The organism is Cryptosporangium arvum DSM 44712 (assembly GCF_000585375.1).
Classification (GTDB): domain Bacteria; phylum Actinomycetota; class Actinomycetes; order Mycobacteriales; family Cryptosporangiaceae; genus Cryptosporangium; species Cryptosporangium arvum.
Genome location: NZ_KK073874.1, coordinates 2,298,558 through 2,322,737, shown reverse-complemented (window position 1 = coordinate 2,322,737; position 24,180 = coordinate 2,298,558). Strand labels below are relative to the sequence as shown.

The 24,180-nt window shown below is 73.0% G+C and carries 26 protein-coding genes and 1 pseudogene; 10 read left to right on the top strand and 17 right to left on the bottom strand.

Annotated features, from left to right (window positions below):
• Position 1 precedes the first annotated feature (1 nt).
• Together CRYAR_RS10805 and CRYAR_RS10800 are read right to left on the bottom strand one after the other, a co-directional pair.
• On the bottom strand, positions 2–1,270 hold the full coding sequence (locus CRYAR_RS10805) for a sensor histidine kinase (protein WP_051570017.1): 1,269 nt from the start codon (positions 1,268–1,270) through the stop codon (positions 2–4).
• Positions 1,267–2,388 (bottom strand): hypothetical protein, encoded by a 1,122-nt coding sequence (locus tag CRYAR_RS10800; protein WP_051570016.1) that lies wholly within the window; start codon positions 2,386–2,388, stop codon positions 1,267–1,269. Before CRYAR_RS10800 ends, CRYAR_RS10805 begins: the two co-directional genes overlap by 4 nt.
• Positions 2,389–2,550: 162 nt before the next feature.
• Between CRYAR_RS10800 and CRYAR_RS10795 the strand changes: the two genes are divergently transcribed.
• Genes CRYAR_RS10795 through CRYAR_RS10780 form a run of 4 tightly spaced genes read left to right on the top strand, consistent with a single transcriptional unit; the run spans position 2,551 to position 5,523 of the window.
• Positions 2,551–3,081, top strand: coding sequence for a hypothetical protein (locus CRYAR_RS10795; protein WP_035850286.1), 531 nt, complete (start codon positions 2,551–2,553; stop codon positions 3,079–3,081).
• Positions 3,082–3,113: 32 nt separating this feature from the next.
• A complete protein-coding gene (locus CRYAR_RS10790) occupies positions 3,114–3,530 on the top strand; it encodes a VOC family protein (protein ID WP_035850284.1) in 417 nt (138 codons plus the stop codon).
• Positions 3,530–4,294 carry an aminoglycoside adenylyltransferase domain-containing protein gene (locus CRYAR_RS10785; protein WP_035850283.1) on the top strand — a complete coding sequence of 255 codons (765 nt, stop codon included), beginning with the start codon at positions 3,530–3,532 and terminating at the stop codon, positions 4,292–4,294. Before CRYAR_RS10790 ends, CRYAR_RS10785 begins: the two co-directional genes overlap by 1 nt.
• A 32-nt stretch (positions 4,295–4,326) precedes the next feature.
• Complete coding sequence (locus tag CRYAR_RS10780) at positions 4,327–5,523, top strand: DUF4185 domain-containing protein (RefSeq protein WP_035850282.1); 1,197 nt, start codon at positions 4,327–4,329, stop codon at positions 5,521–5,523.
• Between the two features lie 5 nt (positions 5,524–5,528).
• On the opposite strand, the gene CRYAR_RS10775 is transcribed toward CRYAR_RS10780, so the two are convergent.
• Both CRYAR_RS10775 and CRYAR_RS10770 read right to left on the bottom strand, forming a co-directional pair.
• Entirely contained in the window at positions 5,529–6,482 is a 954-nt protein-coding gene (locus CRYAR_RS10775; RefSeq protein WP_035850280.1) for a D-2-hydroxyacid dehydrogenase family protein, read from the bottom strand.
• Positions 6,483–7,820 (bottom strand): pyridoxal phosphate-dependent decarboxylase family protein, encoded by a 1,338-nt coding sequence (locus tag CRYAR_RS10770; RefSeq protein ID WP_051570015.1) that lies wholly within the window; start codon positions 7,818–7,820, stop codon positions 6,483–6,485. It lies immediately after the preceding gene.
• A gap of 47 nt (positions 7,821–7,867) precedes the next feature.
• Here CRYAR_RS10770 and CRYAR_RS10765 point away from each other — a divergent pair, with 47 nt between their 5' ends.
• A complete protein-coding gene (locus CRYAR_RS10765) occupies positions 7,868–8,191 on the top strand; it encodes an ArsR/SmtB family transcription factor (protein WP_035850278.1) in 324 nt (107 codons plus the stop codon).
• On the top strand, positions 8,188–8,676 hold the full coding sequence (locus tag CRYAR_RS10760) for an SRPBCC family protein (RefSeq protein WP_035850275.1): 489 nt from the start codon (positions 8,188–8,190) through the stop codon (positions 8,674–8,676). Before CRYAR_RS10765 ends, CRYAR_RS10760 begins: the two co-directional genes overlap by 4 nt.
• Here CRYAR_RS10760 and CRYAR_RS10755 read toward each other — a convergent pair.
• From CRYAR_RS10755 to CRYAR_RS10740, 4 genes are all read right to left on the bottom strand, one after another.
• On the bottom strand, positions 8,673–9,734 hold the full coding sequence (locus CRYAR_RS10755) for a LacI family DNA-binding transcriptional regulator (RefSeq protein ID WP_211247382.1): 1,062 nt from the start codon (positions 9,732–9,734) through the stop codon (positions 8,673–8,675). The genes CRYAR_RS10760 and CRYAR_RS10755 overlap by 4 nt on opposite strands.
• 135 nt (positions 9,735–9,869) lie before the next feature.
• Positions 9,870–10,139, bottom strand: coding sequence for a hypothetical protein (locus CRYAR_RS10750; RefSeq protein WP_157017574.1), 270 nt, complete (start codon positions 10,137–10,139; stop codon positions 9,870–9,872).
• A gap of 107 nt (positions 10,140–10,246) precedes the next feature.
• The gene (locus tag CRYAR_RS10745) at positions 10,247–10,897 is read right to left on the bottom strand and encodes a response regulator (RefSeq protein ID WP_035850270.1); all 651 of its coding nucleotides are present in this window, start codon (positions 10,895–10,897) and stop codon (positions 10,247–10,249) included.
• Positions 10,897–11,979, bottom strand: coding sequence for a sensor histidine kinase (locus tag CRYAR_RS10740; RefSeq protein WP_035850268.1), 1,083 nt, complete (start codon positions 11,977–11,979; stop codon positions 10,897–10,899). The genes CRYAR_RS10745 and CRYAR_RS10740 overlap by 1 nt, the downstream gene beginning before the upstream one ends.
• 356 nt (positions 11,980–12,335) lie before the next feature.
• Between CRYAR_RS10740 and CRYAR_RS10730 the strand changes: the two are divergent.
• Positions 12,336–13,989 (top strand): annotated as a pseudogene (locus CRYAR_RS10730) (serine hydrolase domain-containing protein).
• On the opposite strand, the gene CRYAR_RS10725 reads toward CRYAR_RS10730, so the two are convergent.
• Positions 13,986–14,573 (bottom strand): TetR/AcrR family transcriptional regulator, encoded by a 588-nt coding sequence (locus CRYAR_RS10725; RefSeq protein WP_035850262.1) that lies wholly within the window; start codon positions 14,571–14,573, stop codon positions 13,986–13,988. The pseudogene CRYAR_RS10730 and the gene CRYAR_RS10725 overlap by 4 nt on opposite strands.
• 89 nt (positions 14,574–14,662) lie before the next feature.
• Between CRYAR_RS10725 and CRYAR_RS10720 the strand changes: the two genes are divergently transcribed.
• Positions 14,663–15,700, top strand: coding sequence for an NAD(P)-dependent alcohol dehydrogenase (locus tag CRYAR_RS10720; RefSeq protein WP_035850260.1), 1,038 nt, complete (start codon positions 14,663–14,665; stop codon positions 15,698–15,700).
• Here CRYAR_RS10720 and CRYAR_RS10715 read toward each other — a convergent pair.
• Positions 15,697–17,013 carry an MFS transporter gene (locus tag CRYAR_RS10715; RefSeq protein WP_035850257.1) on the bottom strand — a complete coding sequence of 439 codons (1,317 nt, stop codon included), beginning with the start codon at positions 17,011–17,013 and terminating at the stop codon, positions 15,697–15,699. The genes CRYAR_RS10720 and CRYAR_RS10715 overlap by 4 nt on opposite strands.
• 66 nt (positions 17,014–17,079) lie before the next feature.
• Here CRYAR_RS10715 and CRYAR_RS10710 point away from each other — a divergent pair, with 66 nt between their 5' ends.
• Entirely contained in the window at positions 17,080–18,075 is a 996-nt protein-coding gene (locus tag CRYAR_RS10710; protein ID WP_035850255.1) for an ArsR/SmtB family transcription factor, read from the top strand.
• A gap of 55 nt (positions 18,076–18,130) precedes the next feature.
• On the opposite strand, the gene CRYAR_RS10705 is transcribed toward CRYAR_RS10710, so the two are convergent.
• Both CRYAR_RS10705 and CRYAR_RS10700 read right to left on the bottom strand, forming a co-directional pair.
• A complete protein-coding gene (locus CRYAR_RS10705) occupies positions 18,131–18,679 on the bottom strand; it encodes a PRC-barrel domain-containing protein (protein ID WP_051570014.1) in 549 nt (182 codons plus the stop codon).
• Positions 18,680–18,918: 239 nt separating this feature from the next.
• Positions 18,919–19,920 (bottom strand): alpha/beta hydrolase, encoded by a 1,002-nt coding sequence (locus CRYAR_RS10700; protein ID WP_051570013.1) that lies wholly within the window; start codon positions 19,918–19,920, stop codon positions 18,919–18,921.
• Positions 19,921–20,010: 90 nt separating this feature from the next.
• Between CRYAR_RS10700 and CRYAR_RS10695 the strand changes: the two genes are divergently transcribed.
• Complete coding sequence (locus tag CRYAR_RS10695; protein WP_035850253.1) at positions 20,011–20,652, top strand: FMN-dependent NADH-azoreductase; 642 nt, start codon at positions 20,011–20,013, stop codon at positions 20,650–20,652.
• Here CRYAR_RS10695 and CRYAR_RS10690 read toward each other — a convergent pair.
• From CRYAR_RS10690 to CRYAR_RS10670, 5 genes are all read right to left on the bottom strand, one after another.
• Entirely contained in the window at positions 20,649–21,506 is an 858-nt protein-coding gene (locus tag CRYAR_RS10690) for a PI-PLC domain-containing protein (protein ID WP_035850251.1), read from the bottom strand. The genes CRYAR_RS10695 and CRYAR_RS10690 overlap by 4 nt on opposite strands.
• 47 nt (positions 21,507–21,553) lie before the next feature.
• The gene (locus CRYAR_RS10685) at positions 21,554–22,378 is read right to left on the bottom strand and encodes a CE1 family esterase (RefSeq protein WP_051570012.1); all 825 of its coding nucleotides are present in this window, start codon (positions 22,376–22,378) and stop codon (positions 21,554–21,556) included.
• 18 nt (positions 22,379–22,396) lie between these two features.
• The gene (locus CRYAR_RS10680; protein WP_035850249.1) at positions 22,397–22,882 is read right to left on the bottom strand and encodes a cysteine dioxygenase; all 486 of its coding nucleotides are present in this window, start codon (positions 22,880–22,882) and stop codon (positions 22,397–22,399) included.
• Positions 22,879–23,772 carry an amidohydrolase family protein gene (locus tag CRYAR_RS10675; RefSeq protein WP_035850247.1) on the bottom strand — a complete coding sequence of 298 codons (894 nt, stop codon included), beginning with the start codon at positions 23,770–23,772 and terminating at the stop codon, positions 22,879–22,881. The genes CRYAR_RS10680 and CRYAR_RS10675 overlap by 4 nt, the downstream gene beginning before the upstream one ends.
• A gap of 79 nt (positions 23,773–23,851) precedes the next feature.
• Positions 23,852–24,136, bottom strand: a complete 285-nt coding sequence (locus CRYAR_RS10670) for a hypothetical protein (RefSeq protein WP_035850244.1) — start codon at positions 24,134–24,136, stop codon at positions 23,852–23,854.
• Positions 24,137–24,180: the final 44 nt, after the last annotated feature.

Below are 24,180 nucleotides of genomic sequence, written 5' to 3'. Positions count from 1 at the left end.
CTCACCGGTCACCGGCCAGCGGCAACCGGGCCGACACCTGCCAGCCGACGGCGGACCGGCCGGTGCTCAGCGTGCCCCGTAACAGGGCGACCCGCTCGCGCATGCCGTCGAGCCCGCGTCCGGCCCGCGACCCGGCGGCGGACGCCCGCTCCGGCAGCGGGTTGACGACCTCGATGCCCAGTTCGGCGTCGGTGACCGTGACCCGCAGTGTCGCCGGTACCCGCCCGGCGTGTCGCGCGACGTTCGTCAGCGCCTCCTGCACGATCCGGTAGCCCTCCCGGGACACCACCGCCGGTACCGCCGTCACCGCCCCGGTCACCGTGACCTCCACCGGCACTCCCCGGGCCAGTGAGTCGTCGCACAGCCGGTCGAGCCGCGCCAGCGTCGGCTGCGGCCCGCGTGTCCCGCCGTCGTGGTCCCGGTCGGTTTCATCTCCCCGGACGTCCCGGTCGCGGAGGACGCCGAGCACGTGGTCGAGGTCGTCCATCGCGGTCCGGCTCGTCTCCTCGATGACCAAAAGGGCCCTCCGGACGAACTGCGGGTCGTCGTCGAACACCTGCCCCGCCGCGCTCGCCTGCACGGTCGCGAGCGTCAACGCGTGCCCGATCGAGTCGTGCAGGTCCCGGGCCAGCCGGTGACGCTCGGCCAGCCGCCGCGCCGCGATCTCCAGCGCCTGCTCGCGTTCGGTGGCCGACGGGCCGAGCAGCACCGGGGCCATCAACGCCGCGAGCGCCCCGAACCCGGCCGTCACGTATCCGGTCACCACCAGCACGACGACCGCGAACAGCAGCCACGCCGCCGCGCCCCGCCCGACCGGCGCGCCGCTCAGCCCCGCCTGGTCGGCGTCGAGCACGCCGAACTGCTGGCTGAGCACCAGCACGGCGATCGGTACGGCGACCAGCAGCAGCGACGCGATCACCGCGCCCAGCACCAGGTGCAGCCCGAACCAGAGCGCGCACCGGACCCGGGTCTCCAGCTCCGGCCGGGTGCCCGGCACCGGATCCGGGAGGTCCACCCCGAGCAGGGACCGGGCCGCCGCGATCTCCAGGCCGCGGGTGCCGTTGAGGAACGCCGGTGCCGCGGCGATGGCCGCGGCGGCGACGCCGGTCAGCAGCAGCGCCGGGCGGGTGGCCCGATCGTCGCCGAGCGTCAGCACCGCCCGGGCCAGGACGAGGTACGGCAACGCGATCACGGCACCGAGCAGCAGGTGCACCCCGCGCCGGTACGTGGTGCCGCTGATCAGCGGGGCCACGTACCGCGGAGGTGTCACCCGCTCATTGTGACGACGCGACCGGGCACGTCGTCACCGGATGAGCAGTGTGTGCAAGTCCCGCGCCGACGCCGGTGGTAGGCGATCGTCGCGGCGCCGAGCGCGACGCCCCAGACGATCCACAGGAGGGCCGGGACGGACATCGCCCAGCCGCCGCCCCGCAGCTCCGGCGTCCAGACGACCATCAGCCCGGCCGGGATCAGGACGATCGCGACGACGGACGCCGGCACGACCGCGAGCGCGGGTGGCACCGGCCGGCCGGCCTTGAACCAGATCCAGCGGGGGTAGACCTCCCCCCAGCGGCTGACCAGGCCGTTGGTGAGCGCCCCGCCCACTGTGGACGCGACCGCGCACCCCAGTCCGACCTCGAGCATGCCCGGGGTGTCCTGCATCATCCGCAGGAAGTCCTCGGTGATCCCGAGCGGGAAACCGAGGTACCAGGCCACCCTGGTCACCTCGTACGGCAGCGGCGCCAGCCAGGCGACCAGGACCGCCCGGTGGCCCCAGCGCAGCAGCGTCTCCCGGGACGGCCCGGGGTCAGCGGCACCGCGGCCGCGGCCGCAGTGCGGGCAGGCCGCGCGGACCCGCCGCTGGTAGGCGAGGGTGGTCGCGGCCCACAGCAGGCCGCAGACGAACAGGAGAACCAGGTTCGTCCGGTGCCAGTAGAGGATGTCCCCGAGGCCCTCCTGCTCGCCGGGTACCCCGGTGAACGCGAAGACCAGGAGCAGCGGCGAGAACGCCAGCAGCGCGAGCATCGTGTAGTCGGGGATCACCAGGGTCAGCGCGACGGCGATCGACCAACCCGCGGCGACCAGCCCGAACGCCCAGCGACCCGCGAGCAGGCCCCGGGCCATCAGCAGCGCGGCGACCGCACCGGCCAGCCCCACCACGGCCATGATCGGGGCGACGACCCCGGCGCTGCTGCCCTCCAGGATCGAGCCCGTACGGTGATCCTCGTCGACCGGGCCGAACGGGAAGCCGTCCCCGCCGACCGTCCACCACACCCCGAGCAGTCCGTACGCCAGCGACCAACCGGCCGCCGCGTACCCCGCCCAGCTCGGCCACCGGGTGAGCAGACGCCACCACCCGCCGCCGGTTCCGGTCCTCCACCTCGACATTGCCGCTCCTGACGTCCTCGGTGATCCCGACCGGATCGAGCATCACCGGGGCCGGACGCCGCAGGATCCCGCCCGCGAGCCAGCCGGATCCCTCGCAGGAGGGAGTTCGCCGCGGGCCGCCCCGGCCAGCCTGGGACCACCACTCGAGATCGGAGCACCCGCATGAGCGTTCCCGCACCGCGCCGCTGGGCCGTCCTGGCCGCGTACGCCGTCCCGCTGTGTGTCCTGCCGTCGGCGATCTGGCGTTTGTCGCTGACGGTCACCGATGGGCAGTTCCACTGGTACCCGACGTTCCTGTCCGCGCTGTCGCTGACCCTGGCGCTGCTGACCCTCGGGCTGGTGCACGACCGGGGCCTGCGCTTCCCGGACTGGGTACCCGGGAAGGCCGGACGCGCGATCCCGTCCCGGCCGGTGGTGGCCACCGCGCTGATCGGCGGGTCGATCCTCGTCGCGCTCTGCGTCTACCTCGCCCTGAACCACGCCCTCCATGTCGTCGACCGTGGCTGGGTCGGGATCGGGCGCGACGAGCCGGTCCACGCGCCGCCCGGATGGAGCGTCCTGCGTTACTACGCCCCGCTCGTCGCCTGGGGCCCGCTGGTCATCGCCGTCGCCCTGGACTACCACCGCCGCACCGGGCGGACGAAGACCGCTGTGGACGACGCCGGGGGCACGGCATCGGCGGCGGTAGGCTGACCGGAGCGCTGGGCACGGCGAGGGAGGCCGCGATGACCGATCGACCGGCCGTTCACCTCGCGATCCCGGTCGACGACCTGGCCGCCGCGCGCGTCTTCTACGGGCAGGTGCTGGGGCTTCCGGAGGGCCGGTCCAGCGATCACTGGGTCGACTGGGACCTCCACGGCCACCAGCTCGTCACGCATCTCGTCCCTGGCCCCGTCACGCCCGCCGGCCTCAGCGAGGTCGACGGGCACGAGGTGCCGATCCCCCACTACGGCCTGCTCCTGGGCGTAGAGGCGTTCCACGAACTCGCCGCCCGGCTCGACGGCACCCCGTTCGTCATCGAGCCCTACCTGCGTTTTCCCAACCGGCCCGGCGCGCAGTGGACGATGTTCCTGCGCGACCCGGCCGGCAACGCGCTCGAGTTCAAGGCGTTCCTCGACGAGACGCAGGTCTTCGCCCGGTGATGGACACCGAGCTCACCACGTTCCTGACCGAGCTCGTCGCCGACGTCCGCGGCATCCTCGGCGGCACGTTCGTCGGCGCCTACGTGCAGGGCTCGTTCGCGCTCGGCGCCGGAGACCTCCACAGCGACTGCGACGTCGTCGTCGCCACGACCACGCTGCCGACCGGCCCGATCGAGACCGGCCTCCGCCGGCTCCACGCCGTGGTCCCCGATCGGCCGGGGTTCTGGTCCACCCACCTCGAAGCGTCCTACGCCGACGTCGAGACGCTGCGCTCCGTCCGCGGCCTCGGCACCCGCTGGCTGTACAACGACCACGGGCACCGCACGCTGGCCTGGGACACCCATTGCAACTCCGCGCACACCCGCTGGATCCTGCACAACCACGGCATCACGCTCGCCGGTCCACCCGCCGCGAGCCTGGTCGACGCTCCCCCGCCGGGCGCGCTGCGCGACGAGGCCCGTGCCGCGCTGCCCCACCTCGTGGCCGAGACCCGCACCTGGGCGCCGTTCGACGTCGCCTGGACCCAGCGGTACCTGGTCACCACGTACTGCCGCCTGCTCTACACGCTGAGCACCGCGCGGGTCGCCTCGAAGCGCGGCGCGCTCGACTGGGCCCTCGCCACCCTCGACCCGGCCTGGCGTCCGCTGCTGACGCAGGTACGCGAGGACCGCGCCCTCGGCTGGGATCCCGAGGCCGGGCCCCGTCCCGGAAGCCTCGACACCACCTACGCCTTCGGCCGGTACGCCGAGTCGTTCGCCCGCTGACCGCGTCCGCGCCTCGTGTAATCTCCGCGCCTATGGCGTCGGGGCGAGGGGCTGCCGCCCAGGCGCTCGCCGCGTTCGTCGTCGCCGCGGTCGTGGCCGCCGTCGTCACGTGGCTGGTGATCAAGCCGGACGACGACGGGCTGCCGCCGGTCCCGCGGGTCGAGAGCGTCACCGAACTCGGTCCGCTGCGACAACACCCCCGGGTCAACGGGCGCGACAACGGCCAGAGCGCCGGTTTCGGCTCGCGCTCGATCTGGGTGTTCGGCGACACCGTTACCCGCGAGCCGTGGGCGTTCATCTCCAGCACCGGGGCGTCGACCACGGACCTCCTGGCGTCCGACGGCATCACGATCACCAGCACCGACGTGTTCGGCACGACGGGCCCGGTGCCGACGAACATGATCCCGTACACCGCGGCCGAGAAAGCGTTCACCGCGAAGCACGAGAAGAGCCGCTGCACGCCGGAGAAGGACACGAACTGCGGCGCGCAGATCGGCTTGTGGCCCGGTGCGATCGTGGCCGACCCGGGGCGCGATCGTGTCCTCGTGTTCTACGCCAAGCTGTGTCGCGGCGGTCCGGAGAACTCCCGCTGTTCCGGCCCGCTCGGGCACGGACTCGGCACCGGCATCGCGTCGCTCGACATGACGACGCGGAAGGTCACCCGCCTCACCGCGGGCGGCGCGTCGCCGTTACCGAGCGTCGAGACCGACGCGGACCCGACGCTGTTCTTCCCCTACCGCACCGCGTACACGGCGGCGGCGACGCTCGTCGGCGACCAGCTCTACGTCTACGGCGACTGCAACAGCCGCTGCCACCTGGCCCGGGTGCCGATCGGTGCGGTCTCCGACCGCTCGCGATGGGAATTCTTCTCCGGACGCGCGGCGAGCGGCGCCGCGGAGTGGTCGAAGGACTACGACGACGCCACCACGAATCTGAGCGCCGGTTCGGCGGGCAACTCGGTGATCCGGGTGCCGGCGCTGAACGCGTGGCTCAACGTCTACCTGCCGCCGTTGAGCAACACGCTCACCGCCCAGATCGGATCCTCCCCGGCGGGCCCGTGGTCGCGGGCGTTCGCGCTGGCCGCCACCGACAACGCTGGTTCGGGCACGAACTACGCCGGCTTCGCCCACCCCGAGTACGCCGAGGACGACGGGCTCGTGCAGTACCTCAGCTACTACCAGGCCTCCACCTACCAGCAGCGCCTGCTCCGCCTGGTCTTCGACGACTGAGCCGGTCAGCCCGTCAGGACGCGGATCGGGGCGCCCGCGGACCAGGCTTCGATGTTCTCGACGATCTGCGGGTACCAGAGCGCGTAGGTCTCGCGGGTCACGTAGCCGAGGTGCGGCAGCAGCACGGTACGCGGCGCGGTCAGCAGCGGATGGTGGGCGGGGAGCGGCTCGGTGTCGTAGACGTCGAGCCCGGCGCCGCCGAGCGCCCCGGCGTGCAGTGCGGCGACCAGCGCGCCCTCGTCGACGATCGGGCCGCGCGAGGTGTTGACGAGTACCGCGGTCGGCTTCATCCGGGCCAGTTCGGCCGCCCCGATGAGCCCGGCGGTGCGGTCGCTGAGCCGGAGATGGACGCTCATCACGTCGGACCGGGTGAGCAGTTGGTCTTTGGTGACGGCCAGGGCGCCGACCTCCGCCGCCCGCGCGGCGGTGAGGTTCTCGCTCCAGGCGATCAGGTTCATGCCGAACGCCCGGCCGACCTTCGCGACCTGCGACCCCAGCCGGCCGAGCCCGAGCAGGCCGAGCGTCGCCCCGGCGAGCCCGGTGCCCACGGTGGTCTGCCACTGCCCGGAGCGCAGCGCGCGGTCCTCGGCCGGGACGTTGCGCAGCACGGCCAGGATCAACGCCCAGGTCAGCTCGGCGGTGGCCTTCGCCGGGCCGGGCGCGGACTCGGTGCCGCACACCGTGACCCCGTGCGCGGCGGCCGCGGCCAGGTCGATCGACGCGTTCACCATGCCGGTGGTGACGAGCAACTTGAGGTCGGGCAGGCGCGCGAACTCGGCCGCCCCGAACGGGGTGCGCTCGCGCATCGCCACGACGACGTTCGCACCGCGCAGTACGGCGGTCAGCTCCTCGACGTCGGACACGTGCTCGTGACGGACGACGATCTCGGCGGCGAGCCGATCGAACGGACCGAAGGTCCGCGCGACGTCCTGATGGTCGTCAAGTACGACGATGCGCACTCATGCCTCCGCGGCGGTCCGTAGGGCCCGGATCAGCGTATCGATCGCGGCCTCGTCGATCGCGTGGTCGGAGACGCTGATCCGGATCGCGGTCCGGCCCTGCCACACCGTGGTGCCGAGCCAGGTGTCGCCGCCACGCTGGATCTCCGCGGCGACACGACGGGTGCGCTCGTCGTCGTCGCCGACCCGGACCAGGACCTGGTTCAGCGTGACGTCGTTGAGCACCGCGAAGTCGCCGTCGAGCCGCTCGGCGATGCGCCGGGCCTGCGCGCAGGAGCGTTCGATCAGCTCGGCGACACCGCGGCGACCGAGGCTGCGCAGCGCGGCGTAGACCGCGAACGCACGCGCCCGCCGGGAGCTCTCCGGGGTCCAGTCCGAGCCCTGGCGCTCGCCGTGGCGCACCAGGTAGTCGGCGGACAGCCGCAGCGCCGCGCGGTGCGCCTCGGGCCGCGCGCAGAGGACGATTCCGCTGTCGTAGGGGACGTTGAGCCACTTGTGACCGTCGGTGGCGATCGAGTCGGCGCGTTCGACGCCGTCGGTGAGGTGGCGCAGCGCCGGCGACGCGGCCGCCCAGAGCCCGAACGCGCCGTCGACGTGGACCCAGGCGCCGTTCGCGCGGTCGACGATCGCGCCGACCGGGTCGATCGCGCCGGTGTTCACGTTGCCGGCCTGGGTGCAGACGATCGCCGGGCCGTCGATCGTGGGAAGGCGGTCGGGGCGCAGGCGGCCCTGGTCGTCGACGTCGACGATCGCGAGCTGGGCCTGGCCGATGCCGAGGAAACGCAGCGCGCGGTCGATCGTGGCGTGGCGTTCCCGGCCGACGACGACGGTGATCGGCGGCGCGCCGAAGAGGCCGTCCCGCTCGAGGTCCCAGCCGGCGTTCGTGAGCACGTGGTGGCGCGCGGCCGCGAGGCCGGCGAAGTTCGCGAGCTGCGCACCGGTCGTGAAGCCCGCGGACCAGGTCTCCGACAGATGGAACAGGTCGCAGAGCCAGCGCCGGCAGATCTCCTCGACCGCGGCGGCGGCCGGGGAGAGCGCGTAGAAGCCGGGGTTCTGGTCCCAGGTGGACGTGAGCCAGTCGGCGGCGAGCGCGGCCGGGAGCACGCCGCCTTCGACGAAGCCGAAGAACCGGCCGCCGTTGGTGACGACCAGGCCCTCCTCGACGCCGCGCGCGAGATCCTCGACGACCGTCCGCGGATCGACGCCGTCGTCGGGCAGCTCGGCGCCGATCGTGTCGGCCAGCGCGTCGAGCGTCGTCGGCCGGGCCACCGGACGGGTTCCCACCCGCGCCAGGTAGTCCGCCGCGAGGGTGGTGGTCGCGTCCAGCAGTTCCTTCACGTGTGCCCCCTTGCCGGCTCCTACCCTCGACAGTAACGTACAACCTTGTGGTTGTAGATAAGGGTGACGCGGATCGGATCTTCGCCGCGCTCGCGGATGCGACGCGGCGGGACATCGTCACCCGGGTGCTCACCCGGGAGGCGTCGGTCTCGGCGTTGGCCCGGCAGTACGAGATGAGCTTCGCGGCCGTGCAGAAGCACGTCGCGGTGCTCGAGCGCGCCGGTCTGGTCACGAAGCGGCGAAGTGGACGGGAGCAGCTGGTGCGCGGTGACATCGAGACGATCCGGCGGGCCCGCGAGCTGCTCCGCCGGTACGAGGAGATCTGGCGCGGTCGCGTCGACCGGATGAACGAACTCTTGGAGGACTCATGACCGTCATCAGCACGACGCCCGACCCGGCGGCCCACACGCTGACGCTCGTCGCGGAGTTCACGGCTCCGCCGAAGGCCGTCTGGCAGCTCTGGGCCGACCCGCGGCTGCTCGAGCGGTGGTGGGGGCCGCCCACCTATCCGGCGACGTTCCGGGAGTACGACTTCGTCGTCGGCGGCGAGGCGAGATACCACATGACCGGCCCCGACGGCGCGCGCTCGAACGGGTTCTGGCGGTTGACCGCGCTGGACGAGCCGCGGTCGCTGGAGTTCGAGGAAGGGTTCGCCGACCAGCACGGCGAACCGTCCACGGCGCTGCCGGTGGCGGCGACACGCGTCGACCTCGACGAGACACCGGCGGGCACCCGGATGACGATCGTCTTCCGCTTCGACACCGCGGAGCAGCTCGAACAGGTCGTGACGATGGGCATGGCCGAGGGCATCACGCTGTCGTTCGGCCAGATCGACGCCCTGCTCGCGAGCGCTTAGGCCTTGTCGGGCGGCGGGGCGGTGCTGTCGCGGACGACCAGCTCGGTCGGGAGCACCACGTGCGGCACCGGCCCGGCGGGACCGCGGCCGAGGGCGGCGGCGAGCGCCTCGGCCGCGGCCCGGCCCTTCGCCCGGACGTCCTGCCGCACGGTCGTCAGCGCCGGCCGGAACGTCCCGGCCAGCGGGTGGTCGTCGAACCCGATCACCGACAGGTCCTCGGGAACCCGCAGCCCGAGGTCGTTCGCGGCCCGGATCACCCCGAACGCGATCGCGTCGGAGAAACACAGCACGGCGGTCGGCCGGTCGTCCCGGTCGAGCAGCAGCCGCGCGGCCCCGCTCGTGTGCTCGACCGCGTCGTCGAGCTGGCGCACGACGAGCGGCGACTCCAGCCCGGCGCCGTTCAACGCCTCCATCCACCCGGCGAGGCGCTCGCGCGAGGCGTACCCGGACACCAGCTGGTCGGCGACGACCTCGATGTTCCCGATCAGCCCCAGCGGGCCGCGCAGGCCGGACATCGCGAACCCGATCCGCCGGTGACCGAGGTCGATCAGGTGCTGCGCCGACGCCCGGGCTCCGGCGCGGTCGGCCACGTTGACGCTCGGGATCTCGTCGACCGGATCCTGGTCGATGAACACCATCGGCAGCCGACGGCGACGCAGCCAGCCGACCGCGGGGGCCTGCGGGTCGCAGGAGTAGACGAGCACGCCGTCCATCGCGACGTCACGCGCCGGCACGATGTCACCGGTGCCGAGCGCGCTCAGCAGCGTGAGCGCGAGGCCGGTGGGCTTCAGCTCCTCGGCGATCGCGCCGAGCAGCTGCGTGGACACCTGGTCGGTGAACGCGAAGCCGAGCGACTCGGTGAGCAGGAACCCGACGGCGCCGGTGGTGCCCTTCGCGAGGGCGCGCGCCGACGGGTCGGGGCCGACGTACCCGAGCTCCTGCGCCGCGGCCAGGATCCGCTCGCGCAGCGTCGGCGAGAGCTGGTTCGGCCGGGAGAACGCGTTGGAGACGGTCATCCGGCTGACCCCGACCTGGTCCGCGATCGTCTGCAAGGTCACCCGTGCCACGCTGCCACCGCCTTCCGCTGATCCACCGTAACCGGTGGGAGCGGGGCGCCGGACCACGGATCCGCGGTCAGGGACCGCCGTGACGGCGGATCCGTGGTGGTTCGGAAGCATCCTCAGGCTCCACGCTCAGGCGGTGGCGCAGCCGGTCCGCCCGGCCGCCGCGGCCGACGCCTTCGCGGTCGACGCCTTCGTGGCCGGCACCTTCGGGACCGACGCCGTGCCGACCGACGCCGTGCCGACCGAAGCCCGGCGCGCGGCCACCGCCCGGGTGACGAGGCGGGCGGCCCGGCGCCACAGCGATGCCCGCGGAGCCTCCACCCGGCCGTCGAGGCGGCCGGTGGACATCCGCTGCCCGTCGGCGTCGCGGGCGATGAAGTACGCGGCGATGTATTCCATGATCACTCCTCGACCAGTCCGGTGCTATACCGGTAAAGCAACAGGTTCTTTACCGGTATAGCACTCGCGCTCTATACCGGTAAAGCCTGTACCGGTAAAGAACTTGGTCAGTCGACGAGGCCCGCGCGGAAAGCCGCGATCGCCAGCTGGACGCGGTTGGTGGCCGCGAGCTTCTCGAACAGGTGCGTGACGTGGCTCTTCACGGTCGCCTCGCTCATGTGCAGGCGCGCGGCGACCTCCGCGTTGGCGGCGCCCCGCCCGATCTCCACCAGCACCTCGCGCTCGCGGCCGGTGAGGCTCTCGAGCTCGGCCAGCGCCTCGCGGCGCCGGGAGCCGTCGTCGCCGGTGAAGCGGGTGATCACCTGACGGGTGACGCTCGGGGAGAGCATCGCGTCGCCGGCGGCGGCCAGCCGCACCGCACGCAGCAGGTCGGTGGGCGGGGTGTCCTTCAGCAGGAAGCCGGTCGCTCCGGCGGCGAGCGCGCGGAACACGTCGTCGTCGGTGTTGAACGTGGTGAGCACGACGACGGCCGGTGGGTGCGGTTCGGCTTTGAGCGCGGCCGTGGCGGCCACCCCGTCCAGGTGCGGCATCCGGACGTCCATCAGCACGACGTCGGGCCGGTGCCGGCGGACCGCCTCGATCGCCGCCCGGCCGTCCTCGGCGTCGCCGACCACCGTGACGTCGCTCGCGGTCTGGAGGATCAGCCGCAGCCCGGCCCGGACCAGGGCCTCGTCGTCGACGAGCAGCACCGAGATCATCACGCCTCCGGGGACGGGTAGGGGATCGTGGCGCGCAGGTGCCAGCCGTCCGGGGTCGGGCCCGACTCCAGCGCACCGCCGACCAGGCGCAGTCGCTCGGCCAGGCCCACCAGGCCGGCGCCGGACCCGGGCAGTTCGAGGCCGACGCCGGTCACCGGGTTGGTCACCACGACCGACACCACGTCCGCGTCCCGGCCCACGGACACCGTCACGGTCTCCCCCGGAGCGTGCTTGCGCGCGTTCGTCAGCCCCTCCTGAACGACCCGCTGCACCACGCGCGCCGACGAGGCAGGCAACTCCCCCGCGGTGTTCGCCAGCTGCACCCGCTGCCCGGCCGACGTCGCGTCCGCCACCACCGACGCGAGGTCGGTGTAGGGCTGCGCGTCGGCCTCGAGGATGCCGAGCACCGTCCGGAGCTCGGCCAGCGCCTCCCGCGCGGTCACCCGGATCACTCCGGCGCCTTCCCGGACCCGCTCCGCCCCGCCGTCCGCGGTGAGCTCGAGCGCTCCGGCGTGCAGCGCGATCAGCGACACCTTGTGGGCCAGCACGTCGTGCATCTCGCGGGCGATCCGGGCGCGCTCGGCGATCCGTGCCTGCTCGTCGCGGAGCGTGCGCTCGGTGTCGGCGCGTTCGGCCCGCTCGCGCCAGGCGTCCTGCAGGGCGCGGCGCGTCGCGACGTAGGCGCCGAGCCCGAACGTCGCCGCCGCGGCCACCGCCACGTAGGCGGCGTCCCACCAGGACAGACGTCCGGCGTCGAGCCAGTTCCAACCGGTCGCGCCGGCCCAGCCCACCGCCACCAGCCACCACGCGTGCCGGCGGGGCGCGTAGGCACCGGCGGCGTAGAGACCCACCAGCAGCGGGCCCGGGTTGCCCGACAGCGCGTACCCGAGTGCCCCGGCCACGGCGGCGGCCCCGGGCCACCGGCGTCGCCACCACTGCGCGAGGCTCGCCAGGGCCCCGGCAACCGCTACGACCACCGGCGGAAGGTCCGACCAGGGCGTCTTCACGGCCAGCACGGTGAGGAACAGACAGCCTGCGACGAGCGCCGCGTCCGCGCCGAGCCACCGCTGGACCGATCTCATGGATCGCAGCGTAGGGGCGCCGGACCCGGGTTCTCCTGCCCCCGGAGTCGACGGTGTTCTCCGACTTTGGTCGGAGACGGCGAGCGACCACGCGGCGATGTCCCGGGGCACCCGCCACCGCGACGCTCGGTGCGTCCGTTCCGACCTCGTCGAAGGAGCACCCCGTGCCGCCCTCCCCACGCCCGTACCGACGCGCGGCGAGCACCGTCGCCGCGCTGGCGCTCGCCGCCGGTGCGGTGGTCACCGGAACCTCCCCCGCGCAGGCGGCGCCACCTACCTGCACACCCGCCACCACGGCCGCGGCGGCGAAGTACTTCGACGCGGCGGCGCCCGGCGCGCTGCGTCACACGCCCGGAATGGTGGTGTCCGTCGTCTCCGGCACGCGCACCGTCTACACGCGCGGGTTCGGCCGGGCCGACGTGGCGAGGAACGTGCCGATGGACCCCGACCGGTCGCTCGTGCGCATCGCGTCGATCACCAAGCTGTTCACCGCGACCGCGGTGATGCAGCAGGTGGAGGCCGGTCGCCTCGACCTGGACGCGGACGTCAACACGTACCTGCGGGCCTTCAAGGTCCCGCGCACCTACCCGCAGCCGATCACGCTGCAGATGCTGCTCGCCCACACCGCCGGGTTCGAGGACCGGATCGTCGGCACCGGCGCGCGCACCGCCGACGGCGTCGTGCCGCTCGGCCGGTACCTGGCCGAGAACATGCCGGAGCGGATCCGTCCGCCGGGTGTGGTGTCGGCCTACTCGAACTACGGTGCGGCGCTGGCCGGCTATCTCGTCACGCTGGTCAGCGGTGAGCCGTACGACCGGTACGTGCAGCGGCGACATCCTCGACCCGCTGGGGATGACGCACACCACCGCCACCGAGCCGGTACCCGCCGGCCTCGGCGAGCCCGCGCGCAGTTACCGCGACAACGGCGAGACGATCCCGTTCACGTTCGACCCGCTGACGCCGGACGGGTCGATCAGCGCCACCGCGTCCGATCTGGCGAAGTTCGCGGTCGCGCACCTCGACCAGGGCGCGGGCATCCTGCGGCCGGAGACCGCCGCGCTGATGCACACCCGCTCGTTCGCCGCCGACCCGCGGCTGACCGGGTATTCGCACGGCTTCATCACCCGCACGATGAACGGGCACCGCGTGCTCATGCACGACGGCAGCTGGGAGGGCTTCGGCAGCGCGCTGCTGCTGGTGCCCGACTGCCGGCTCGGGGTGTTCGTCTCGGTGAACTCGACCGCCGGCTTCGAGTCGACGGCCGCGGTCGTGGAGGGTTTCCTGGACCGGTTCGCACCCGGCTCCGCGCCCGCGGCCAGGGGTTCGCGGCTGCCGGTCGCACCGCAGCCCGGGTTCTACGCGCCGACCCGGCGCAACACCACGGGCGTCGAGAAACTGCTCACGCTGCTGGGCCCGGCGCGCCTGACCGTGACCGGCTCCGGGTCGGTCCGGTTCCGAGGCCAGGTGTGGACGCCCCAGCGCGACGGTTCCTACGTCGCAGGCGACGATCACCTGGTCGCCGTGCGCGGCGCCGACGGAACCCGGTACGTGGCGACCGACGGGCCGACGTTCGAGCGGCTGAGCTGGTCCTGGGCGTTGCCGTTCAACCTCGGGCTGCTCGCGGTGTTCGCGGTCGCGGCGCTGAGCGCGCTCGCGGTACCGATCGCCGGGCTGCGACGCCGGCGGGCGAAGCCGGGCCGCTCGTGGCGGGTGTCGCGCGGGCTGGCCGCGGGGGCGGCGTTCGTGGGGCTGGGGTTCCTGGTGGGGCTGGCCGCGGTCCTGTTCGGCGACACCAGCGAGTTCCTGTACGCCGTGCCGACGTCGTTCCGCGTGCTGCTCGGGGCGCCGATCCTGATGACGGGTCTGGCCGCGGGGGCGGCGGGTACCGCGGTGGCCGGGTGGCGCGGCGCCGGAGCGGCGGCGCGGGTGCACCAGGTGGTGCTGCTCGGTTCGCTGGCGTCGCTGGTGTGGTTCTGCTGGCAGTGGAACGTGCTCGGGTGGCACTTCTAGCCGACGGTGACTGCCCGCTGGACGCACTCGCGGAGCAGGGCACGGCGTTTCTCGTGCGCGGCGGCGGGCTCGTCACCCGTCGCCGCGTACACGTTGCTCACCGGCGACCAGGCCATCGACATCGCGATCACCATCGCCATCACGTCGAACGGGTCACCCGGACGCACCCGCCCGGCGGCCTGCGCCTCGGCGATCGCGCGCAGTTTGACGTCCTCGTAGGCGTCGTGGTTCTCGACCAGGTGCCCGGTGGGGCGGCGCTCCAGGCGTGCCCAGGTGGCCAGCCGGATCAGGTCGGGGCGGCGGAGGTACTCGTCGTAGAGGCGGACGGCCCAGTCCGCGAGGTCGGCGGCGCCGATCGGCACGACGTTGACGATCCGCTCCAGCGACCCGAAGAAGATCGCGTCGAAGAGCTCGTCCTTGTTGCCGAAGTACGCGTAGAGCTGGGCCTTGTTGGTGTGCGCGGCGGCGACGATGCGCTCGACCCGCGCCCCCGCGATGCCGTGCCGGGCGAACTCCTGAGTCGCCACGTCGAGGATGCGCTGGTAGGTGGCGGCACCGCGCGGTGTCGACGGTTGCTCCGGCATAGGGTCAGCTTAGCAAACAGACCAGTTGGTCTGTTTATGCGCTACGGTGGTCTTGGCAAACCGAACGGTCTGTTTTAAGGAGAACCACCATGCGGACGACGACCGGATGGCACGTCGAGGGTGCTGCTTCGCCGCTCCGCCGGGGGCGCGTCGAACGGCGTGACCTGCGGCCGGACGACATCGCGGTACGCATCGACTACTGCGGTGTCTGCCACACCGATCTGCACGCCCGCCGCGGCCACGCCGGGACCACCCCTTTAGTGCCGGGGCACGAGTTCACCGGCGTGGTCACCGAGGTCGGGCCGGACGTCACCGCATTCGCGGTCGGCGACCCCGTCGCGGTCGGCAACATCGTCGACTCGTGCGGCGAGTGCGCGATGTGCCGGGCCGGCCAGGAGAACTTCTGCCGGGCCTTCCCGACGCTCACCTACGGCGGCACCGACCGGCACGACGGGTCGACCACGCTGGGCGGCTACTCCCGCGAGTACGTCGTCCGGGAAGCGTTCGCCTATCCGCTTCCGCCCGGGCTCGATCCGGCGGCGGCCGCTCCGCTGCTCTGCGCCGGGGTGACGGTCTGGGAGCCGCTGCGGGCGCTCGGCGTCGGCCCGGACACCCGCGTCGCGGTGGCCGGACTCGGCGGGCTCGGGCATCTCGCGGTGAAGCTGGCGGTGGCGCTCGGGGCCACGACGTCGGTGATCAGCCGGTCGCCCGACAAGGAGGCGGACGCGCGTCGGCTCGGGGCACGGGGGGTGGTGGTGTCGTCGGATCCGGCGCGGCTGGAGGCGGCGCGCGACTCGTTCGACGTGGTGATCGACACGATCGCGGCCCCGCACGACCGCGGGCCGTACCTGCGGTTGGTGGCGATGGACGGCACGTTGTGCTCGCTCGGGGACCTCGGGCCGGTGACCGTGGAGACGATGGATCTGCTGGTGGGGCGGAAGAAGCTGAGCTCGGCCGGGAGCGGAGGGCGACCGGCGACGGCCGAGATGCTGCGGTTCTGCGCGCAGGCGGGGGTGGCGGCGGACGTGGAGGTGCTGCCGTCGGCACGGGTGAACGAGGCTTTTGATCGGCTCGCGCGCGGTGACGTGCGGTACCGGTTCGTCCTGGATCTGTCCGATCTGGATTAGAGCGGGGACGGGGCGGTGCGGCGGACGGCGGGGGTGAGGGCGGCCGCCAGGGTCAGGGTCAGCACGCCGGCCAGGGCGATCGCGGTGCCGACCGCCACGGACTCGGTGAGCAGCCCGAGCAGGGCGGGCCCGAGGCCCTGGCAGGTCATCATCCCGGCGTGCAGCAGCCCGAACGCCTGCCCTCGGCGCATCTCCGGAACCGCGTCGAGAAAACGGCGCTGCAGCCCGAGCGCGTACGCGTAGCCCGCGCCGGTCAGCACGAGACACAGCGCGCCGACGAGCACCGGCGGGTCGGCCGCGAACACCAGCAGCGGGGCACCCGACAGCCCGATCAACGCGATGACGAGCCGCTCCCGGGCCGCCGGGCCGAGCAACCGTCCGACCGCGAGGTTGCCGAGCAGCATCCCGATCGGACTGCAGGCCAGCAGGAGCCCACCGGTGCCGGCCGGGTAGTGCGCCCGTTCCGCGTACGGGATGAGCAGGGCCTCCGCCCCGGTCGTGACGGCCGGCGGCAGCCAGTGCGCGAGCAGCAACGTCCGGACCCGCCTATCCGCGAGCAACACCCGGGTTCCGGCCCAGCTCTCCCCCACGCCCGACCCCGGGCCGGAGTCCCCCACCGGCGCATTCGGGGCGGACGCCGTCGGCGGCGGAGCCGGGGCGGGGGCGGGGGCGTCCGTTGTCGTGGCGGCCGGACCGGCCCGGGGTGGAGCCGGGGTCGGCGGGGTCGGGGCGGGTAGGCCCAGGGCCGACCAGGCCGCGGCCAGGCCGTGGGCGGCGGCGGTGGCGAACAGGGCGCCGGTAGGGCTGAGGGCGGCGACCGTGGCGGCGCCCACCGCCAACCCGACCAGCTGTGCCACCGACGACGCGACCACGGCCAGCGAGCGGCTGAGCACGTAGGCGTCGCCGGTGAGCACGTCGGCGATCAGGCGGTTGCCCGCACCGGTGAACACCGGCGTGAACAGCGCGACTCCGCCCACGAGCAGCAGGATCACCACGACCGGTGGGTGCAGGAGGGCGATCGCCAGGCCGGCGCCGGCCTCGACCAGGTAGCCGGTCACGATCAGCGCCCGGGCCGGCACCCGGTCGGCGAGCGCGCCGAGCCCGACCGCCCCGACGGCCTGCGGCACGAACCCGACCCCGAACGCGACCGCGGCCAGCAACGGCGACCCGGTCGACGCGAACACCAGCGTGGAGAGCGCCACCACGCGCAAGGTGTCGGCCGTGATGCCGAGCGTGCGCGTGACAAAAACCGTGCGGAACACCGGCTGGGCCAGCACCTGCGTGTAGGTGGCGCGCTCTTCGGTCGGGGTCACGCCGACAAGTCTTCGAGCCCTGGCGGCACCAGCCAATTGTTACGCCCCGGAGCGTAAGGTCGGCGCATGCTGCGGATCGAGCTCACCGCCGACGATCTGCTGCGCAGCCGGTTCGCGCTCTCCCCTCTGTTCGAGCTGAACGGCCTGCTCCGGGTGCTCTCGGGGCTCTCGCGCCACCGGCTGCCGAGCGGGCTCGCCGCCCGGAGCCGCCCGGTCTACCGGCGGCTGCTCGCCGAGACCGACCTCGCCGCCGTCCAGGCTCTGCAGTGGCCGCGCGGCGGCGCCAGCTTTCTCGTTCCGCCGCCGGCGTCGCTGGCCCAGTCGTGGGACGACGAGCTGGCGGCGCTGCGTGCCGTGCCGCTGGACGAGGCGCGCAAGGACATCGCGCACTGCCTTCGCGAGCGCCCCACCGACGATCCGGCGGTGCTCGCGGTGCTGCGTGCCGACGACGTGTGCGAGCGGCTGGCCGCCACTCTCGACCGCGCCTGGCGGGAGTTGCTGGCGGCCGAGTGGCTGCGGCTCCGCGCGATCTGCGAGCGCGACGTCGTGCACCGGGCCGGATTGCTCGGGCGCGCCGGTTGGGCGGCCGCGTTCGAGGACCTGCACAAGCACGTGCGGTGGCACGAGGGCGCGTTGGAGCTGAGCCGGCCGGGCCGCGGCGAGGTGATCAGGGCCGACGGTCAGGGGCTGCTGCTGGTGCCGTCGGTGTTCGTGTGGCCGGCGGTGGCCGTGCACACCGACGATCCGTGGCCGCGTGCGCTGGTCTACCCGGCGCGGGGTACGGCTGCTCTCTGGCAGTCGGCACCGGTCGGGCCGGGGGCGCTCGGGGATCTGCTCGGGCCGTCCCGGGCGAGGGTGCTCACCGCGCTCGACGAGCCGGCGAGCACCACTCAGCTCGCCCACGCGCTGGGGCTGGCCGTCGGCGCCGTCGGTGACCACCTCGCGGTGCTGCGGCGCGCGGGCCTGGCCGATCGCGCCCGTTCCGGCCGTTCGGTCCTCTACCGCCGGACCGCCCTGGGCGACGCCCTGCGCGCCGGCGCCGAGAGCACGCCGCTGCCCTGACGCGACGATCGGGCCCCGGAGCACCCGCGGGGTGCGGGCGCTCCGGGGCGATCACTCAGCGCTCGTCGGTCGCGACGTACCTGCGCAGCCCCGCCGGGCCGGGCTCGTGCCGCTCGGAGCCGGTCGCGAGCCGTTCGTCCCGCGTGTCGTCACGGTCGGTCCGGGTCTCGCGTCCGGAGAAGCGCACGTTCCCCTGGTCGGACTCGTAGTGCTGCCCGTGGCCGTGCTCGCCGGAACCGCTGTCGACGTCGGCCGCGTAGGCGTCCCGGGTGCCGCCGGGACGGGCCGGCAGGTGGTAGTGCCGGTGGAGCTCCGCGACCTGGGTCGGGGTCAGCGAGCCGGCGCTGCCCTCCGGGTCGATGCTCGGCGCGTCTTTGACCTGGGCCTTGTCCACCGGGACGACGACCCGGTCGCCGTGCAGCTCGGCGCCGTCCAGCGGCACGAACGACTCCTTCAGCCCGAACAGGCCGGTGTGGACGGTCGCGAACTGCGGCCGATCGGTGCGGTCGTCGAGGTACACCTGCTTGATCGAACCGATCTTGTCGCCGGACGGGTCGTAGGCGGTCGACTGCATCAGCGTCGGAATCTGCTCCTGGGTCAACATCGGGTTGCTCCTCTCGCGAGCGCCGGTTGGCCTCGCAGAGATGCCGCACCCCGCCCTTCCCTAAACGGGTGAATCCTGATGAATGCCGTCCATAGAGGACGTCACTCAGGGGGTGGTGAACGGGTATCCACCGCCGGAGTAACCCCGGCCCGCCTCGGCAAACGGACACCCGCCCGCACCTCCGGAACGGTCCGGGAATGCGCTGGAGTGAATCGGTTCTCACCCGCGACGACGGAGCCCTACGCGGGCACTCCGAGCGCGGACGCGAGCATCGGCCACGAGTTCTTGAACTCGCGCTGCCAGTACGGCCACGTGTGGGTGCCGCGGCCGTAGAACCGCACGGTCGGCGACAACCCGGCCGCGCGCGCCTTCGCGACGAAGCTCTGCGTGGTCAGCAGAGCCGCGGTCTCCTGCCAGACGAAGTCGTCGTTCTGGTCCAGGTCGGCGGCGCGCCCGTCCCCGCACGAGAGGTAGAGCCGGGTGCCGCGCAGACCCGACAGGTTGCTCGCCGGGTTGTGGGCCGCCCACGTGCTGCGGTTGAGGATCGGGTCGCCCCAGAGCGAGAAGAGCGACTCGTTGGCCTGGCGGCGCATCCACTCGATCGCGGTCGGCGCGCCCGGGGTGAGCGTGTCGAGCAGCCCGCTGTAGGACGCCGCCGCCGCGAACCGACCGGGGTGGCGGGCCGCGTACGAGAACGCCCCGAAGCCGCCGACCGAGAGGCCCGCGATCGCCCGAGTGCTCGACCCCCGGTAGCCGCGCTCGATGATCTGCTGCAGCTCGGTGATGTGGTAGGTCTCGTACTTCGGGCCGCTGCCCCGCGGGTCGCTGTAGTAGCCGGCCAGGCCGTCGCTGGGCATCACGACGAGCACGTTCCGGTCGTACATGAAGTCGTAGACGTCGGTGAACTGCGTCCAGGACCGGTAGTCGGCCGGCTCGCAGCAGCCGTGCAGCAGGTAGAGCGTCGGCCACTTCCGGTCGGGCTGGGTGAAGTAGTCCTTCGGCAGCAGCAGCCGGACCGGGGTCTGGCCTTTCATCGCCGGCGAGTCGATGACGATGTCGAGCTTCTGCCACTCGACGAACGTCTCGCTGATCACCCGGGCGCCGTCGTCGGCGACACCGTTCGAGAGGCCACCGACGTCGGCCGACGCGGGGGCCGCCGAGACCGTGAGCCCGGCCGCGACCAGGACGGCGACGAGCAGCAAGACACGTAACCGCGACACGTCGTCCTCCTCGGTGAGCATCCGGCGGCTCAGTGTAGGAACGACGCCTCTCCGACGTCAGCGATTCCGCCATCCTCGCATGGCAGAATCGAGAAAGGTTATAACCGGGGGATGCCTCACCTGCTGCACCTGGACTCGTCCGCCGACCTCACCGGCTCCCGCTCGCGCGCGATCACGGCCGCGTTCGCGAAGGCCTGGGCCGATCGCGGCGCCGACCACACGATCACCTACCGGGATCTGCACACCGACCCGCTCCCCCGGCTCTCGGCGACGGCACTGCACTGGGCCCCTCGGCTGCGCGCGGAGGGTGAGACCGCACCGGCCGAGGACGAGGCCAGGCAGCGGATGGTGCTCGACGAACTGCTCGCGGCGGACGTGCTGCTGGTGGGCGCGCCGATGTACAACTACTCGCTGCCCTCGACGCTGAAGACGTGGGTGGACCACGTGCACGTGCCGGGCGTCACGACGACGCTCGACGACACCCCGAGCCAGCCGCTGGCCGGGCGGCCGGCCGTGGTGGTGACGAGCGCCGGTGGTTCGTACGCCGAGGGCTCGCCGACCGCCGGGTGGGACCACCTGACGCCGGTGCTGCGGATCATCCTCGGCGACGCGCTCGGCATGACGGTCACCGTCGTCGCCACCGAGCTGACGCTCGCGCCCCGCATTCCCGACCTGGCGCCCCAGGTGCCGCACAGCGAGGCCCTCTTCGCCGCCGCCCTCGACCGCGCCACCGCGCTGGGCGCCACGCTCTAACGCCCCGAGGGCACGTGCAGGAACGCCCGGAGCGCGGACAGGTCGTCGGTGCCGAGGTAGTCGACCTCGGCGTCGCGCATCTCCCGCCAGAAGGCACGGCGCTGCCGCCGGGAGTGGGCGGGCACGCCCCAGAAGCGCACGGTGCGGCCCTCGGCGTGCGCCTTCGCGACCCACTCACGGAGCAACTCGCGCTCGGCGTCGGGCATCGCGCCGTGGCCGTCCCAGGTGAACTTCCAGTCCCACTTCTCGCTGCACAACGGCACCAGCGAGGCCGGCGAATCGCTCCCCACCGCGGCGAGCGAACCGTCACACGCGGCGTAGCGCACGGGTGCGGCGGCGAGCTCCTTCTTCGGCGGCTTACCGGTGATGACCACGGTGACCGCGCCGGCGTGGATCTCGTCGCCCTCGAAGCGGGTCAGCATGTCGGTGTAGTTGTCGAGCTCGGCCGCGAGCAGCTCCCAGCACCACTCCGGGTCGTTCTTGATCTCGACCAGCAACTGGAACGGCCGGTCGTACCCGGGCAGCACACCGCCGTGCTCGGCCACCCGGCGCGCGAGCGGATCGAGGTACAGGCCGCGCAGCGTGCGCCAGTACTCGAGGTCCTCCGCGTCGTGCCCGACCAGCAGCCGGGGGACGCCGCGCTCGTCCTGGTGGGGCCAGATGTCGACCTCGACGCTGGTGAAGCCCTGGTCGAGCGCCGCGAGCAGCGGGCGGGAATGCCGGTAGTCGTTGTGCGCGTGACCACCGGTCAACGCGCCCCAGCGGCGGTGACGGACATGGGCCGCGATCCCGACACCGGCCGCGATCACCACCACCACGGCCAATCCGACCAGCACGGTCGCTAACGCCGACATTCGCGGCTCCCTTCTTCGCGAAGAGATTTACCAGCCGCCCCCGACAACTAACCGCCGTGGGTCGTGAAGAACGCCCAGATCGCGGCCGAGGCGTCAAAATCGGCCGGTTGATCGGCGCCGCGCCGCCCCGGGACACCGCCCGGCCACGCGTGCCCGCCGCCGGTGATCGTGTCGAGCCGCACCTCGGTCCCGGACGCGCACGAGGTGTACCGGTCGGACACGACCACGCCCGAGACCGAGCGGACCGGCGCGCCGGTGCACCGGTCCACGCCGGTCCAGACGCCGACGGCGTACCCGACCGACGGGTGCGACCCCGCGACGCGTTTCGCCGACTTCCCCCCGGCGTACGGCACGACCTGATCGGCGTCGCCGTGGATGACGTACACCGGGAGCGGGCGGGACGGCTCGCAGGACGGGACGCCCAGCGAGCCGGAGACCGGGGCGATCGCGGTGATCTCGTCGGCGAGTTCGCAACCGAGCCGGTAGGTGAGCATGGCGCCGTTGGAGAAGCCGGTGACGAAGACCCGGTCGGCGTCGAGCTCGGCGATCAGCGCGCGGATGAACCCGACGTCGTCGACGCCCTGGTCGTGGGCGTACGCGCAGCAGCTGCCCGCGTTCCAGGTGCGCAGGTCCGTGCGGCCGGACCCGTCCGGGTACACCGCGCGGAAGCCCTCGCGGTCGGCCAGCGCGTCGAAGCCGGTCTGCTCGGCGATCTGGGCGCCGTTGCCGCCGCCGCCGTGCAGCACGATCACGGCCGTCCCGCCGGAGCCGTGCGTCCGATAGGTCCGTTCACCCAGCGTGTGCACGTCCGGATCCGGCCGGGAACAGCCGGCGACCAGGAGCAGGAGCAGCGCCGGCAGGAGTCTTCGCACCAGGTCAGAGTGCCTCGGCTACGCCACCTCGAGGGGGCGCAACTCGTCGGCGTAGCTCACCGACGTGCGGCGCATCACCCCGTCGTCGGTGATCAGGTAGGTGCCCAGCCGCCAGAGCGGCGGCGAGTAGGCGTGGATCGAGACGCTCTCCGGGTCGGCGCCCGCCATCCGGTGGATGTGGTCCGGCCCGAAGCAGAACGACTCGCCCTCGCGCACGACGACGTCGACGTGTTCGCCGCCGATCCGCGGGTTGTTCTCGTGCACCGCGCCCTGGACGACGGCCACCGCGCCGGACGAGATGTCATGGTCGTGCCAGCCGGTGTCGTTCTGCGGGGTCCAGCAGAGCAGCCACACGTCGACGTGGTCGTCGCGGTATAGCGAGACGTAGTGCCGCTCGGTGTCGGAGAACGCGATGTGCTCGCGCCATCGCTCGGGATGGCCGGCCAGGTCGTCGACAAGCTCTTTCAGCTCGCGCTTCGTCAGGTCGCGTGCCGGTAAGTTCACTTCTTTCCCTTTCCGTACAGCAGACGCGCGGGATTGGAGACGGCGAGCGCGTGGTCGAACGCGTCGCCCAGGCCGAAGTCGGGCACGGTCGCGTAGGGCCGGTCGGAGCCGAGGACCACCAGATCGACGCCGAGCACCCGGGTGATCGCGTCGACCGCGCGCGGCCCGTACGACGACGTGTCCACGAACGCGTCCATGTCGACCGGACGGCGGGCCGGGCCGCCCCGGGCCGCGAGCCGTTCCCCGTGCAACGGACCCAGTCCGGCGAGCAACGCGAAGCAGACGCGCAGCGTGGGATGAGCGGCCCGGCCGAACGCGAGGAACGCGTGCCACGCGTCGTGCATCTGGTGGACGTAGGGGCTCAGCGCCGGCCACCAGCCGGGCGCGCCGTCGGGCGGGGCGGGGTGCGGCCCGGGATGCACGAGCAGCGGCGCGCTGCGGCGTTCGAGCACGTCGAGCAGGGGGGCGCAGTGCGCGTACCCGGCCGGGTCCAGCAGCGCGTTCGCCGGCAGCTGGAGTCCGACGCAGCCGGCGTCGAGTGCACGCTCGAGCGCCCCGGGGTCGACCGGGAGCAGCCCGGCCGCGGCCCAGGCCCCGAAGCGTCCCGGCAGCGCCGTGACGCCCTCGTGATAGGCATCGAGCAGGTCGCCGGCGTCGGGCAGCCACTCGATCCCCAGCGGGCTGGAGAGCGAGATCAGGGCCCGGTCGAGCCCGTCCGCGTCGATGAGCGCGATCCGGGCGGCGACGTCGTGGTCGGCCGGATCGACGTCGAACGGCGGTGCGCTCGCGGTGTGCAGCGTCCAGCCGTCGAGCCGGGGCGGCGTCGTCCGCGCCCGCAGGGCCTCGATCAGCGGCTGGGGCCACAGGTGCTGGTGAACGTCGATACGCATGTCAGAAGGGTATTCCTACCGACTTAGAGGGTTAACCGGTTAACTCACTCGGAAGTTAACCGGTTAACCTCCCCCCTCGTCAAGAGGTCGAGACGCCGTGCGCCAACAGCCATTCCTCCACCGGCGGCTCGGCCGGGATCACCAGCGGGGCACCGTCACCGAGGTCGACGGTGAACTGGTGGGTGCCGGTCGGTCCTTCGCAGTACTCGACGACGACTTCCACGTGCTCGGCTTCGCCGCCGCGGACCTTCCCGGCCAGGAGCTCGGCCGGCGACGCGGTCCGCGCGTGCGTCGTCTCGACGGCGTGGTGGTCCTCGGGCGTGATGACACGGACGATGCGCGGGGTCTTCTCGGGTTCCGTCATATCCCTAGAAAAACCGCGTACGGGAGCAACGCCGCGCACGCCAC

Coding starts and splice junctions, on each gene's coding strand:
- CRYAR_RS10720 (WP_035850260.1), top strand. CDS start 14,663: ATGCGGACGACGACCGGATGGCACGTCGAGGGTGCTGCTTCGCCGCTC.
- CRYAR_RS10690 (WP_035850251.1), bottom strand. CDS start 21,506: ATGTCGGCGTTAGCGACCGTGCTGGTCGGATTGGCCGTGGTGGTGGTG.
- CRYAR_RS10780 (WP_035850282.1), top strand. CDS start 4,327: ATGGCGTCGGGGCGAGGGGCTGCCGCCCAGGCGCTCGCCGCGTTCGTC.
- CRYAR_RS10750 (WP_157017574.1), bottom strand. CDS start 10,139: ATGGAATACATCGCCGCGTACTTCATCGCCCGCGACGCCGACGGGCAG.
- CRYAR_RS10800 (WP_051570016.1), bottom strand. CDS start 2,388: ATGTCGAGGTGGAGGACCGGAACCGGCGGCGGGTGGTGGCGTCTGCTC.
- CRYAR_RS10675 (WP_035850247.1), bottom strand. CDS start 23,772: ATGCGTATCGACGTTCACCAGCACCTGTGGCCCCAGCCGCTGATCGAG.
- CRYAR_RS10790 (WP_035850284.1), top strand. CDS start 3,114: ATGACCGATCGACCGGCCGTTCACCTCGCGATCCCGGTCGACGACCTG.
- CRYAR_RS10705 (WP_051570014.1), bottom strand. CDS start 18,679: ATGTTGACCCAGGAGCAGATTCCGACGCTGATGCAGTCGACCGCCTAC.
- CRYAR_RS10760 (WP_035850275.1), top strand. CDS start 8,188: ATGACCGTCATCAGCACGACGCCCGACCCGGCGGCCCACACGCTGACG.
- CRYAR_RS10785 (WP_035850283.1), top strand. CDS start 3,530: ATGGACACCGAGCTCACCACGTTCCTGACCGAGCTCGTCGCCGACGTC.
- CRYAR_RS10745 (WP_035850270.1), bottom strand. CDS start 10,897: ATGATCTCGGTGCTGCTCGTCGACGACGAGGCCCTGGTCCGGGCCGGG.
- CRYAR_RS10725 (WP_035850262.1), bottom strand. CDS start 14,573: ATGCCGGAGCAACCGTCGACACCGCGCGGTGCCGCCACCTACCAGCGC.
- CRYAR_RS10710 (WP_035850255.1), top strand. CDS start 17,080: ATGCTGCGGATCGAGCTCACCGCCGACGATCTGCTGCGCAGCCGGTTC.
- CRYAR_RS10695 (WP_035850253.1), top strand. CDS start 20,011: ATGCCTCACCTGCTGCACCTGGACTCGTCCGCCGACCTCACCGGCTCC.
- CRYAR_RS10700 (WP_051570013.1), bottom strand. CDS start 19,920: ATGCTCACCGAGGAGGACGACGTGTCGCGGTTACGTGTCTTGCTGCTC.
- CRYAR_RS10670 (WP_035850244.1), bottom strand. CDS start 24,136: ATGACGGAACCCGAGAAGACCCCGCGCATCGTCCGTGTCATCACGCCC.
- CRYAR_RS10795 (WP_035850286.1), top strand. CDS start 2,551: ATGAGCGTTCCCGCACCGCGCCGCTGGGCCGTCCTGGCCGCGTACGCC.
- CRYAR_RS10740 (WP_035850268.1), bottom strand. CDS start 11,979: ATGAGATCGGTCCAGCGGTGGCTCGGCGCGGACGCGGCGCTCGTCGCA.